The organism is Actinoplanes aureus (assembly GCF_015704865.1).
Classification (GTDB): Bacteria; Actinomycetota; Actinomycetes; order Mycobacteriales; family Micromonosporaceae; genus Actinoplanes; species Actinoplanes aureus.
Window position 1 is genome coordinate 78,771 of sequence record NZ_JADQTO010000020.1, and the last position, 12,132, is coordinate 90,902.

Genomic DNA, 12,132 nt, shown 5'->3' on the forward strand with positions numbered 1-12,132 from the left:
GGACCGGCATGGATTTCGACGACACCCCCGACGAGGCGGTCTGGCGTGCCGAGGTGCGCGCCTTCCTCGAACAGCACAGCGGTGAGCGACCGTCCGATCGCGACGCTGCCCGGGCCTGGCAGGCCGCCCTGTACGAAGCCGGATTCGTCGGGGTCGCCTGGCCGGTGGAGGCCGGCGGCCTGGGTGGCACGCTGATGCAGCAGGCGATCGTCGACCAGGAGATGGCCCGGCTCGGCCTGCCCGCTCTGATCAACCTCATCGGCATCGGCATGTGCGGTCCGACCGTGATCGTGCACGGCAGCGACGGCCAGAAGGAGCGCTATCTCCAGCGGCTGCTGCGGGCCGACGACCTGTGGTGCCAGCTGTTCAGTGAGCCGGAGGCCGGCAGCGATCTGGCCGGGCTGCGTACCAGAGCGGTCCGCGACGACGACGGCGGCTGGCGGGTCACCGGGCAGAAGGTGTGGACGACGCTCGCGCACATCGCCGACTTCGGGATCCTGCTCACCCGTACCGATCCTGATGTTCCCAAGCACCGCGGCTTGACCATGTTCGTCGTCGACATGAAGGCTCCGGGCGTCACGGTACGGCCGTTGAAGCAGATGAACGGCGAGGCGCACTTCAACGAGGTGTTCTTCGACGACGTGGCCGTACCCGACGCCGAGCGGCTCGGTGAGGTCGGCGACGGCTGGCGGGTGGCGCTGACGACGCTGATGAGCGAGCGGCTCTCGCTCGGCGGCGGCGGCACGTCGATCGGGCCCAAGCCCGAAGCGGTGGCCCGGCACGTCGCTGAACGCATCGGCGCGCTCTCCGCCGACCGGCAGGTGCTGGCCCGCCAGCAGCTGGGTCGCGGGTACGTCGCCTCGCTCGGGGCCCGCTACACCGGTTACCGCCAGCTCTCGAAGCTCAGCCGCGGCGAGCTGCCCGGTCCGGAGGCGTCGGCCGGGAAGCTGAGCGGCACCCGGTCGGCGCGTGACCTGACCGACCTCGCTGTTCGTGTCCTCGGAGACGACGCGCGCGTCGACGGTGACACCTGGCAGACCATGCAGGCCGTGCTTCCGGGCATGGCGATCGCGGGCGGCAGCGACCAGGTGCTGCGCAACATCATCGGCGAGCGGGTCCTCGGTCTGCCCGCCGAACCCCGTGCCGACAAGGGCGTCACGTTCAAGGAGAGCCTGGCATGAACTTCGACCTGGACCAAGAACACCTGGACCTGGCCGGCGGCGCTCGTGAGTTCCTGTCGGCGGCGGCTTCCCCGGCGGCGGCCCGGGCGGCGCTGGAAGAGGGCACCGGCGTCCGGCCGGGCCGCGCGGAGCTGGTCAAGAGCGGCTTCGCGACGATCACGGTCCCGGAGAGTGCCGGCGGGGGCGGCGGCAGTGTCCTGCAGCTCGCCGTGGTGGCCGAGCAGGCTGGGCGGGTGCTCGCGGGTCCGTCGCTGGTGAACTTCGCGCGGGCGGCCGTGCTCCTGGACGGCGACGCGGACCGGCTGGCCGGCCTGGCCGACGGCAGCCTGGGCGTCGCGGTCGTCGACGACAGCGGTCCGGTCCTGGACGCCATCGGCGCCGACACCTTCCTGGCGCTGCGCGACGGCGCCCTGGTCTGCGGGCCGGGCGCGGTCACCGCCCGGGAGCCGATCGACCCGACCCGCGGTCTCGGTGATGTCGCCCTGGACGAGACCACCGTTCTGGTACGCGACGCCGGCGAACGGTGGCAGCGGGCCGAGCGCGTCGGCCGTACCATCCTCGCCGCCGAAGGCCTGGGTGCCGCCGCCCGCCTGCTGGAGATGGGCGTGGCGTACGCGAAGGACCGCCACGCGTTCGGCCGTCCGATCGGCTCGTACCAGGCGATCAAGCACATGCTCGTCGACGTCTACGTCGAGGTGGAGCAGCTGCGGTCGCTGGTCTGGTGGGCCGCCTGGGCCGCCGGCCACGCGCCCGGCGAGCTTCCCCTGGCCGCGGCCGCCGCCAAGGCCGCGGCGGCCACCACCCTGGAGCACGCGGCCGAGACGGTGATCCAGGTGCACGGCGGCATCGGGTTCACCTGGGAACACGACGCGCACCTGTACTGGCGGCGCGCCAAGGTGGACCGATTCCTGCTCGGAGACGACGTGGCGGCCTTCGACGAGGTCGCCCGGCTCGCGATGGAGGCGGCATCATGACCAGTCCTGGCGAGCACAACCTCGCCGTCCTCGCCGAGAAGGCCTTCGAGCGCCTCGGCGACTACGAATCGCTGTTCTTCGAGGGTAAATGGCTGACCTCCGGTGAGATCCACGAGCGATCGACCCGGGTCGCCGCAGGGCTGCGCGCGCATGGGGTTCAGCCGGGCGACCGGGTGGTCGTGATGACCATGAACACCCCCGAGGTGTTCATCTCCTACCGGGCGATCTGGCGGGCCGGCGCGGTGGTGACGCCGGTGATCTTCCTGCAGAGCGGGCCGGAGCTGCGGCACATCCTCACCGACTCCGGCGCCACCGCGGCGATCATCAGCCCGGAGCTGGTCCCGCTGTTCAGCGCCGCCGCCGAAGGTCTGGGGATCACGACCTTCGTCGTCGGCGACAGCTACGCCGCGCTCGAGGCCGGCGAGCCGGCCGCGATCGAGCCGCGCGCGGACGACGACCTCGCGGCGCTGCTCTACACCGGGGGTACGACCGGACGAGCGAAAGGCGTCATGCTCAGCCACCGCGGCCTGTGGGAATCCGGCCGCGGCATCGAACTGGTGTCCCGGTCGACGACCGCGACCCGGTCACTGCTGCCACTGCCGCTGTCGCACGCCTACGGTCTCATCGTCGTCATCGGCGGCCTGCACTCCGAACGCCGGCTCGTCTCGGTGCTGCAGCGCTGGTTCGACCCGGTCGGCTGGCTGAAGCTGGTCGCCGAGTACCGCCTCGAGACCAGCCCGGTCGTCCCCACGATGCTGCAGCTGCTGCTCGCCCAGCCGTACAGCGACTACGACCTGTCCTCGCTGCAGTACTTCGGCTCGGGCGGTGCCACCCTGCCGCTCGCGATCCGCGCCGCTGCCGAGAAGGCGTTCGGCGTGACCATTCTGGAGGGCTACGGCTGCACGGAATCCAGCGCGGTGATCTCGGCGGAGACGATCACGGACCATCGGCCCGGCAGCGTCGGCAAGCCGCTTCCGCATGCCGAGGTGGCGATCGTCGACGGCGAGATCTGTGTCCGCGGTCCCGGGGTGATGCTCGGCTACTGGAACGACCCGGAACTGACCGCCCAGACGGTGAGAGACGGGTGGCTGCACACCGGCGACGTCGGACGTCTCGACGAGGACGGCTTCCTCTACGTGGTGGACCGGTTGAAGGATCTCATCATCCGTGGCGGCTTCAACGTCTTCCCGCGCGACGTCGAGGACGTGCTGCTCGAGCACCCGGCGGTGCAGATCGCGGCCTGTGTCGGCAAGCCGGACGCGGAGCACGGCGAAGAGGTGGTCGCCGTCGTGCAGCTCGTGCCGGGTCAGCAGGTGAGCGGCCCGGAGCTCGTCGAGTTCGCCAAAGCGCGGATGGCGAAGTACAAATATCCGCGCGAGGTGACCGTGCTCGACGCTGTACCGCTGACCAGCGTCGGAAAGATCAACCGCAAGGCCGTACGCGACCTGGTCAAGATCCGATGAGTCGCAAGATATCCGGGATGGCCGTGATCGTCACGGGCGGCGCCCGGGGTATCGGCCGTGCCACCGCGCAGCGCCTGGCGCGGCTCGGTGCTTCGGTAGCGGTCGGTGACCTCGACGCCGACCTCGCGGCCTCGGTCGCCGCGCCCTTCGGCGATCGGGTGGTGGCCGCCCGGCTGGACGTCACGGATCCCGCCTCGTGGCGAGAGTTCATGGCCGAGGTCAGCCACCTCGGCCCCTGGGACGCGCTGATCAACAATGCCGGCATCATGCCGCTCGGCTCGCTGCTCAAGGAGCCCGACGAGCTCACCCGGACCATTTTCGACGTCAACGTGTTCGGCGCGATCAACGGTACGAAGGCGGTCGCTCCCGGAATGATCGACCGAGGTCGCGGCCACATCGTCAACGTGGCGTCGGCGGTGGGACGCCTCGCGGTCGCGAACGCGGCCAGCTACTCGGCCTCGAAATTCGCCGTGGTCGGGTTCAGCGAGGCCATGCGGGCCGAACTCGCACCCGCCGGCATCGATGTCACGGTCATCCTGCCGACCGTGGTGCAGACCGAACTCTCCGCCGGGGTCCCGGCCGCGAGGGGCGTCAAGCCGGTCACCGCCGAGGACGTGGCCAAGGTGATCGAACTCGCGCTGCGCAAGCCGCGGGCCGAACTCTGGGTTCCGCGCTGGGTCCAGGGCCCCACGAAGTTCACGCAGGCCCTGCCGCGCCGGGTCGCCGGCGCGCTCGACAACCTGTCCGACGCGGGGAAGGTGCTGAGCCAGGCCGACCCGGTCGAGCGTCAGGCCTACGAGGAGCGCGCTCGTCGCGGCACCTGACCAGCTACCGGCCGGCGAGCTGGACGAACAGGTCGTGCGCCGCGTCCACCTCGGCCGGATCCTCGCCGGCGAGCAGGTCGATCAGCAGGCCGCGGGCGACCGCGACGCCGAGCCGCAACGCCGCCCGGTCGGGTGCGACACCGAGCCGCTCCGCCGCCCTCTCGGCGTCGTCCAGCCAGCTCGCGGTGAGCCCGGCCGGCCCCGGCGCCGCCCCACGCGCGGTGAGCGCGAACACCTCGAAGAACAGCCGCACGAACGGCCGGACCTCAGGATCCGAAACCGCCCGCCACACACCGGTCATCAGCTCACCCGGGGTGCTCGCGGTCTCGGCCAGCGCGGTCATCGTGGCCCGCTGCCGCGCCTCCATCGCGCCGACCACGGCCGTGAGCAGCCCCTCCCGGCTGCCGAAGTGGAACAGCAGCATCCGGTGACTGGTGCCGGCGCCGGTCGCGATCTCCCGCAGGCTGCGGTCGGCCAGCCCGTCGCGGGCCGCGAAGTCGAGGATGCGGGTGAGCAGCTCATCGCGGGCATCAGACATGTACCAAATGGTACAGTGGCCGCATGCGCTACGAGGAGACCGTTCTTGTCGACGCGCCGGTGGAGCTGATCTGGCGCCTGACCACCCACATCGACGACTGGCCGACCTTCCTGCCGACCGTGCAGCGAGTGGAGCGGCTCGACGCGGGTGAGCTGCGCGTCGGCAGCACCGCCCGGCTCAAGCAGCCTGGCCAGAGCAGCGCGATCTGGACCGTGACCCACCTCGAACCCGAGCGCGAGTTCACCTGGGAGACCAGCCGGACCGGCCTCCGCCTGACCGGCCGCCACCTGCTCGAGCCGGCCGGCGAGGGCACCCGGATGACTCTCGTCCTGGAGACCACCGGCCGTGCCGCCGGTGTGGCGTCGGTGCTGTTCGGCGGCATGATGCGGTCAGCGCTCCGCAGGGAAGCCGCAGGCTTCGCACGCCAGGCCTCCGCGGTCCGCTGAACCCACTCCCGGTCGAGGTCTGCCGGCCGGTCCCGCTCATTCGGGGTACGCGTAACCGGCGTCCCGCCGAAGCCGACCCGTCCCCGCTCTCCCGGGCGCAAGCCAGGCTTCCCCTCACCGCCCCAACGCGACCGCCGGGAAACAGCCCGGCCGCGTGGCTAGGGAGCCTTCGTGCTCAGGGTCTTGGCCCAACGCGGGCGCTGTCTGGCGGCCGTTGAGACAGCATTGAGGTTGGGCCAGGACCTGACCGCGGAAGCCCTCTAGCAATCGCGCCCGGTCCTGCCGTAGCGGGACGGCTTGGTGTTTCCCGGCGGCCGCGCTGGGGCCGGGGCGGACAGCTCGGCTCGCGCGGGGAGGGCGGGGACGGGTCGGCTTCGGCGGGACGCCGGTCACGCGTACCGAAAAAGGACAGTGACCGGCAAGCGGACCTCGACGTCTCCATGATCCGGCCTCGCTCCGAAAGTTTCGGAATTCTCCTCGCCGTCGAGGATTTGGTGGCCGTTTCTGATGACGCGGCCTTGTGGTAGGTGGGGGCGAAATCGGGCCGCTGCCTCGCTTTATCGCTGTCTGCGTCCGTTGAAGATCAAGTTCGGTATTTCCGGGGACCCTCCGAAAGTTGTTGACAAGCTGGCGGTCGGCGGGCCACGATCTCGCAATGACGGGCCTCGATGGCCGTTATCCCCGCACGAGGGACGACACCGACCCACGGTGGCGCTCGTCGTCGTCACCGGCATTTCCCCGATGTGGTTTGTCGTGCCCGTGGGGCTGTTCCCCGTCAGCCCTCATCCCAGGAGGACGCACTCACATGACCGCAGATCTCGCCCACCCGAAGCGCCGCCGACGTGGCCGCATCCGCCTGTTTGCCGCAGCAGCCTGTGCCGTGACGATGGCGATCACCGGTGTGTCGATCGCCGGCACCGCGCACGCCGAGGCTGACCGGACCGTCAGCTCCAACACCACCGGCACGCACAACGGCTACTACTTCTCGTTCTGGAAGGACAGCGGCAACGCGAGCATGACGCTGCGCGCCGACGGCCGGTACACCAGCAGCTGGGACCGCAGCACCAACAACTGGGTCGGCGGCAAGGGCTGGGCCACCGGCACCCGGCGGACGGTCACCTACTCGGGCACCTACAACCCGGGCAACAACAACACCTACCTCGCCCTGTACGGATGGACGCGCAACCCGCTCATCGAGTACTACATCGTCGAGAACTTCGGCAGCTACAACCCGAGCAGCGGGGCCACCCGGATGGGTACGGTCACCACCGACGGCGGCACCTACGACATCCTGCGCAGCCAGCGGGTCAACCAGCCGTCGATCGACGGCACCGCGACGTTCTACCAGTTCTGGAGCGTCCGGCAGCAGAAGCGCAGCAGCGGCACCATCACGATCGCCAACCACTTCGACGCCTGGGCTCGCGCGGGCCTGAACCTCGGCACCAACCACAGCTACCAGATCATGGCGACCGAGGGCTATCAGAGCCAGGGCAGCTCCGACATCACCGTCCGCGAAGGCAGCGGCCCCACCAACCCGACCAGCCCGACCCCCGGTAACCCGGGCAGCAACTGCACCGCGGTGCTCTCGGCCGGCGAGCAGTTCGGTGACCGGTTCAACCTCAACGTCGCGGTCCAGAACGCCAGCAACTGGACGGTCACCCTCAACCTGAACGGCGGCCAGAGCATCCAGAACAGCTGGAACGCCTCCGTGAGCGGCACGACCGGAAGCGTCACCGCACGACCGAACGGCAGCGGCAACAACTTCGGCGTGACCATCATGGCCAACGGCAACTGGACCTGGCCGACGGTCACCTGCCGGACCAGCTGACCCCGGCCCGCTTCCTGACACTGCTCCTGTGGCGCGGCGGACCCGGCCGCCGCGCCACCCTCAGCGGAGGTAATTCATGACGATCGCCAAGGCCGCCGCCTCCACCGTCGGTGACGGCGGGACCGTCCACCGCATGATCCGAAACCCGGTGCTGCCGGGATTTCATCCGGATCCGTCGATCCTGCGGGTCGGTTCCGACTACTACATCGCGACGTCGACGTTCGAGTGGTACCCGGGCGTGCGGGTGCACCACTCGACCGATCTGGTCGACTGGCGGCCGCTCGGCGGCGTGCTGACCGAGCGGCGGCTTCTCGACCTCACCGGGACGGCCGACTCGTGCGGGGTCTGGGCGCCCAACCTGACCTACGCCGACGGGCTGTTCCATCTGCTCTACACCGACGTCGCGACGTTCGCCGGCGGCTATTGGGATCCGCAGAACTACCTGGTCACCGCACCGAGCATGGCCGGTCCGTGGTCGGACCCGGTGGTTCTGCACGGCCGCGGCTTCGACGCCTCGCTGTTCCACGACGAGGACGGCACGACCTGGATGCTGTCGATGTGTGCCGACTGGCGACCCGGGCGCAACCGCTTCGCGGGCATCTCGATCCAGCGGTACGACCGTCACGAACGGCGCCTGGCCGGCCCGGAACACCTGATCTTCGAGGGCACCGAGGCCGGGCTCACCGAGGCGCCGAACATCTATCGCAACGACGGCTGGTACTACCTGGTCACCGCGGAGGGCGGCACCACCTGGACCCACCAGGTCACCGTCGCCCGGTCCCGGCACCTGCTCGGGCCGTACGAGGTGGACCCGGGCGGGCCGCTGCTGACCTCGGCCGGACGCCCGGACCTGACCCTGCAGAAGGCCGGCCACGGCAGCCTCGTGCAGACCTCGGCCGGCGACTGGTACCTGGCGCACCTCGCCGCCCGGCCGTACCCGCCGTCCGGCCGGTGCGTCCTCGGGCGTGAGACCGCTCTGCAGAAGGTGGACTGGCCGGCCGGCGGATGGCCCCGCATCCACGACGGGATACCGGCCGAACACGTCCCGGCCCCCTCCGGTGCCGCCGCGGTGATCGGGCCGCCCTCCTCCGAGCAGTTCGAGGACGACCCGTTCGAGGCGCCGGTCCTCGGCGTCAACTGGTCGACACTGCGCCGCCCGGCCACGCCGGACTGGATCGATCTGTCCGCCCGCCCGTCGCACCTGCGGATCCGGGGCGGTCAGTCGCCGATGGCACGGCACCGGCCGAGCCTGGTGGCCCGCCGGGTGACGGCCCGGCGCTGCACCTTCGAGGCGACGTGCGAGTTCGAGCCCCGCAACCACCGGCAGCTGGCGGGCGTCACCGCGTACTACAACTCCCGCAACTGGTACTACCTGCACATGACCGCCGACGACGACGGCACCCCGGTGCTCGACGTGCTGTGCTGCGACAGCGGGCGCGTCACCGCGGCGCCGGGCATGCGGACCCCGCTCGGTGACGTACGGCGAGTGGGTTTGCGTGCCCGCCTGGACGGCCCGGCGCTGACCTTCGCCTACACGACCGACCCCGACGCCGGATCCGTCTGGCACGACCTCGGCCGGAGCTTCGACGCCACCACCCTGTCCGACGAGTACGCCGTGACGGTGGTACCCGGCGAGCCCGAGGCTTGGGGCTTCACCGGCGCCTTCGTCGGGCTCTGGGTGCAGGATCTGGGTGCCGAGGGCGGCTACGCCGACTTCGATCGAGCCGTCTACCGCACCGACTGACACCGGGCGGTGCTCACAGCGCGCCGCTCAGTGCCTGTCCCTGAGCGATGCCGCCGCTGCTATAGATCACGAAGCTAGAGACGGCATGTCGAGGGAGATCGCTGAGCTGTACGGTCTTTCCCTGTTCGCAGAAACGCGAAAATATCGCATGGCATGCGAGGGTCCACCTGATCGAGGCCTGCAGCCGGCCCGACCCCGGCTTCTGGCGCGCCTGCCCCGGCTGCGGCGAACCCGGCCGCATCCACGTCGGCGGCAACGCTCGTGCCCGTGGCACCGATGACGGCGTGCCCGCGGCGGATGCCCGCCAGGTCGCGGACGAAGCCGGCAAGTGGTTCGTGGCCGAGGACGCCCTGTTCCAGCTCGCCACCGACCTGCCCGCCGCAGTTCTGGCCCCGATGCTCGGCATCCACATCAGCGTCGCCGCGGTCTTGCAACGCGCCAGCGCCAGCGCCGGCGACTGGACCAGCTACGCCGCCGACATCAGCCGCCGAACAACCCAAAGGGGATCACCGACATGCCCGCCTCTCGCGAGACGATCGAATCCGCCTTCAACCAGCGAGCCACCACCTACGACAACAACTCCTGGCACATCCGCTACGCCGAACGGCTCGTTGAGCTCGCCGCCCCCGCTGCCGGCATGCGCATCCTGGACGCCGCTACCGGCACCGGCTTCGCTGCGATCGCCGCCGCGCGAGCCGCGGGCCCCACCGCACACGTGCTCGGCGTGGACATATCCGATGGCATGCTCAGCCGGGCACGGCAATCGATGACGTCTCTGGGGATGACGAACGTCGACCTGATCAAGGCTGATGCTGCCTCTCTGCCGAACCTGGACACCGGCTCGTTCGACCTCGTGCTCTGCTCCGCCGGACTGCTCTATCTGCCCATCCGAACCGCTCTACGCGAGTGGCGGCGGCTCCTGAAGCCCGGCGGCCTCGTCGCGTTCTCCACCATGCGGGAAGGATTCCCGGTCGCGGCCAGGCTCTTCCGCGAACAGGCCAGCCACTACGGTCTGGCCCTCACCGATCCCGCCACACCGCTTGGCATGCCGTCTCGATGCCGGCAAGAACTTCGCGACGCCGGGTTCATCCCCGCCCAGGTGGTCACCGAGACCGTTCGGTTCTCCCGCGCCGACCTCGAGTACGCCTGGCAAGCCCACACCCAGGGCCCGCACCACGACGCGATCGCCGCGCTCAGTCCCACGCAGGTAGCGACATTCCGCGCCGAGTACACCAGCACCCTGGCTGATCTCCTGAACACCAACGAAGATCACGCCCTCACCTCAGAGGTGATCTACGCTCTCGGCCGCGCCGGCCGGCAGGAGACAGATACTCAGCTGTGAGCCCAGCTCACGGAACCCGAGCGCTCGGGCTACTCGACGTGACGCATCGGGCCGGGCCCGCCACTGAGGCAGCAGACCACCGTCCAGCGCATGGGTGACGGCTGCGGCGGCGACCGTGCGCGCAAGCCCTCGCCCACGCTTGGCCGGGACGGTCAACACGCTGACATGGGCGGTGCTGCAGGGCCAAGTTCGGTAGCCCGCCGCTGCAATGACCTCCGACCCGGTACGCACCACGAACGCCGGTGACGTGATCTCGGCCAGGCCCGACTCGTCGGCGTCTTCAGCCGGCACCGAAGCCAGCAGAGTTCCCACATCGGTATGGCCCGCCGGGGCCATCTCCACCACTTCGAACCCGACCGGACGGAAACCGGCCACATCGCAGTAAGCCAAGCTCGCCGGCCCCAGAACCTCAGCGACAGGCAACCTGCCACCAACCACTGCGGGGTCAGTCATAGCAGTCGACGGAAGATCGCTCAGGCTGGCCCGCACCATCTCGGCGGTGTCGCCGTCAGGGGCGGTCCCGATCACTGCGCTTCCGAGACCGACGACGCCCACCCAACCTGGCGGGCACAGCAGCGACCGGGAAGAGACAGCCACGTCGATCGCCGCATCCTTGAACGCGACCGGCGCCCCGGCCAGGTCGGACCAGAGCCGCCGAGCACGGTCAAGCAGAGGATGGTCGGTCATGGACGCATGATGGCAAGCAGTGCGCGAGGCCGCTACCGAGAAACAACCCGCCTGATCCTGGTCATCGACCGAATTCCCTTGCTCACCGGACGCGGGATCACGCTGTCGGCTTCCCACATCTACCGCCTGGTCGGTGACCGGCTCGGGCGCTGATCGACGCCCTTGAGTGCCTGTCGAGGACCTCTGCGCCTTCCGTGTCGAGGCCGCCGCGGTGCCCAAGGTGGTCAGCGCCGGCCCGGTCGTGGCCGACCTGAACAAGACCATCCGCCCAAACGCGCTCGAGTGCGCCGCACCGACTGACCACGCCCGAACAGTTTCCGGGATGACACGTTCCGGCTAAGACTTGCGCACAGCAGGCGCCGGCCGCAGCAGAAAAGTACGCCTGATCGCGTGGTCGTCCGGCACTACCCGCCTCCACTGATCGAGCAAACGCCGGACAGATCCGGCACCGCCTAGCCATGATCGACGCGTGAGTATCCCTACCTCTCGCAGCGACTATTCGGTGCTGCTGCTGGCGTCAGATTGGCTGACAGTCGACGCCGCTCTCGACAGCTTGGCCTACAGCCTTCGATCGGAAGGATGGGATGTGGAGGAGGGCGACGAGGAACACGAAGGCCAGCACCCGTATTGGCGTTCATGGCTCGAGTTCACCGAAGACATCCGCCGAGCTGGAGCGGACCGGCTTCCCGAACGACCGAGCGACCCCCAGGAACTCGCCACCTGGCCACCCCTCGACCTGAGGATCGAGATTGAACTCAGCGAGGTGCAGTGGCAACTCGTCATCTCCGCACTGAACGACTCAGCAACCGTTAGCAGCCGACTGGGAAACCATGACGAAGCCGCCGACACCCGGGGCGTCGCACGAGAGATCACGACTGAGCTGAAAGGACACGGCTGGCAGCCGCTCCTCGACGACATCAACCCGCTGCACAGCCGAGAGGCGTCTTAAATCCGCTTCCGCCTGGCCAAGAGCCGGTACGCAGTCACGCGTCCCGAACTCACGACACATCGATACGCGATGTCGTCAGTAAAGAGATGCGGATTTCATCGGTGCGATGGAGAGTCAGCGACTTGATCATCCGCAACCTAGAGCCGAACGCGACAG

The 12,132-nt window shown here is 69.6% G+C and carries 11 protein-coding genes; 9 read left to right on the forward strand and 2 right to left on the reverse strand.

Annotated features, from left to right (window positions below; translation table 11 throughout):
- The first annotated feature begins 8 nt into the window (after positions 1-8).
- From I4J89_RS33530 to I4J89_RS33545, 4 genes are read left to right on the forward strand one after another with little or no spacing between them, the layout of a single operon-like run.
- The gene (locus I4J89_RS33530) at positions 9-1,181 is read left to right on the forward strand and encodes an acyl-CoA dehydrogenase family protein (RefSeq protein WP_196418161.1); all 1,173 of its coding nucleotides are present in this window, start codon (positions 9-11) and stop codon (positions 1,179-1,181) included.
- Complete coding sequence (locus I4J89_RS33535) at positions 1,178-2,155, forward strand: acyl-CoA dehydrogenase family protein (protein ID WP_196418162.1); 978 nt, start codon at positions 1,178-1,180, stop codon at positions 2,153-2,155. Before I4J89_RS33530 ends, I4J89_RS33535 begins: the two co-directional genes overlap by 4 nt.
- Positions 2,152-3,618 carry a class I adenylate-forming enzyme family protein gene (locus I4J89_RS33540; RefSeq protein WP_196418163.1) on the forward strand — a complete coding sequence of 489 codons (1,467 nt, stop codon included), beginning with the start codon at positions 2,152-2,154 and terminating at the stop codon, positions 3,616-3,618. Before I4J89_RS33535 ends, I4J89_RS33540 begins: the two co-directional genes overlap by 4 nt.
- A 17-nt stretch (positions 3,619-3,635) precedes the next feature.
- Positions 3,636-4,442, forward strand: a complete 807-nt coding sequence (locus I4J89_RS33545; protein ID WP_230860036.1) for an SDR family oxidoreductase — start codon at positions 3,636-3,638, stop codon at positions 4,440-4,442.
- 4 nt (positions 4,443-4,446) lie between these two features.
- On the opposite strand, the gene I4J89_RS33550 is transcribed toward I4J89_RS33545, so the two are convergent.
- Positions 4,447-4,980 carry a TetR family transcriptional regulator gene (locus I4J89_RS33550; RefSeq protein ID WP_196418165.1) on the reverse strand — a complete coding sequence of 178 codons (534 nt, stop codon included), beginning with the start codon at positions 4,978-4,980 and terminating at the stop codon, positions 4,447-4,449.
- Positions 4,981-5,003: 23 nt separating this feature from the next.
- Between I4J89_RS33550 and I4J89_RS33555 the strand changes: the two genes are divergently transcribed.
- The 4 genes from I4J89_RS33555 (at position 5,004) to I4J89_RS33570 (ending at position 10,340) form a co-directional block, all read left to right on the forward strand.
- Entirely contained in the window at positions 5,004-5,426 is a 423-nt protein-coding gene (locus I4J89_RS33555) for an SRPBCC family protein (RefSeq protein WP_196418166.1), read from the forward strand.
- An 805-nt stretch (positions 5,427-6,231) separates the two neighbouring features.
- Positions 6,232-7,254, forward strand: coding sequence for a glycoside hydrolase family 11 protein (locus I4J89_RS33560; protein WP_196418167.1), 1,023 nt, complete (start codon positions 6,232-6,234; stop codon positions 7,252-7,254).
- Between the two features lie 76 nt (positions 7,255-7,330).
- Positions 7,331-8,998 carry a glycoside hydrolase family 43 protein gene (locus tag I4J89_RS33565; protein WP_230860037.1) on the forward strand — a complete coding sequence of 556 codons (1,668 nt, stop codon included), beginning with the start codon at positions 7,331-7,333 and terminating at the stop codon, positions 8,996-8,998.
- Between the two features lie 514 nt (positions 8,999-9,512).
- Positions 9,513-10,340: a class I SAM-dependent methyltransferase gene (locus I4J89_RS33570; RefSeq protein WP_196418168.1), complete on the forward strand. Its 828-nt coding sequence runs from the start codon at positions 9,513-9,515 to the stop codon at positions 10,338-10,340.
- Here the strand turns inward: I4J89_RS33570 and I4J89_RS33575 are convergent.
- Positions 10,281-11,027: a GNAT family N-acetyltransferase gene (locus I4J89_RS33575; RefSeq protein WP_196418169.1), complete on the reverse strand. Its 747-nt coding sequence runs from the start codon at positions 11,025-11,027 to the stop codon at positions 10,281-10,283. The genes I4J89_RS33570 and I4J89_RS33575 overlap by 60 nt on opposite strands.
- Positions 11,028-11,496: 469 nt before the next feature.
- Here I4J89_RS33575 and I4J89_RS33580 point away from each other — a divergent pair, with 469 nt between their 5' ends.
- Positions 11,497-11,976, forward strand: coding sequence for a hypothetical protein (locus I4J89_RS33580; RefSeq protein WP_196418170.1), 480 nt, complete (start codon positions 11,497-11,499; stop codon positions 11,974-11,976).
- Positions 11,977-12,132 lie beyond the last annotated feature (156 nt).

Coding starts and splice junctions, on each gene's coding strand:
- I4J89_RS33530 (WP_196418161.1), top strand. CDS start 9: ATGGATTTCGACGACACCCCCGACGAGGCGGTCTGGCGTGCCGAGGTG.
- I4J89_RS33535 (WP_196418162.1), top strand. CDS start 1,178: ATGAACTTCGACCTGGACCAAGAACACCTGGACCTGGCCGGCGGCGCT.
- I4J89_RS33540 (WP_196418163.1), top strand. CDS start 2,152: ATGACCAGTCCTGGCGAGCACAACCTCGCCGTCCTCGCCGAGAAGGCC.
- I4J89_RS33545 (WP_230860036.1), top strand. CDS start 3,636: ATGGCCGTGATCGTCACGGGCGGCGCCCGGGGTATCGGCCGTGCCACC.
- I4J89_RS33550 (WP_196418165.1), bottom strand. CDS start 4,980: ATGTCTGATGCCCGCGATGAGCTGCTCACCCGCATCCTCGACTTCGCG.
- I4J89_RS33555 (WP_196418166.1), top strand. CDS start 5,004: ATGCGCTACGAGGAGACCGTTCTTGTCGACGCGCCGGTGGAGCTGATC.
- I4J89_RS33560 (WP_196418167.1), top strand. CDS start 6,232: ATGACCGCAGATCTCGCCCACCCGAAGCGCCGCCGACGTGGCCGCATC.
- I4J89_RS33565 (WP_230860037.1), top strand. CDS start 7,331: ATGACGATCGCCAAGGCCGCCGCCTCCACCGTCGGTGACGGCGGGACC.
- I4J89_RS33570 (WP_196418168.1), top strand. CDS start 9,513: ATGCCCGCCTCTCGCGAGACGATCGAATCCGCCTTCAACCAGCGAGCC.
- I4J89_RS33575 (WP_196418169.1), bottom strand. CDS start 11,027: ATGACCGACCATCCTCTGCTTGACCGTGCTCGGCGGCTCTGGTCCGAC.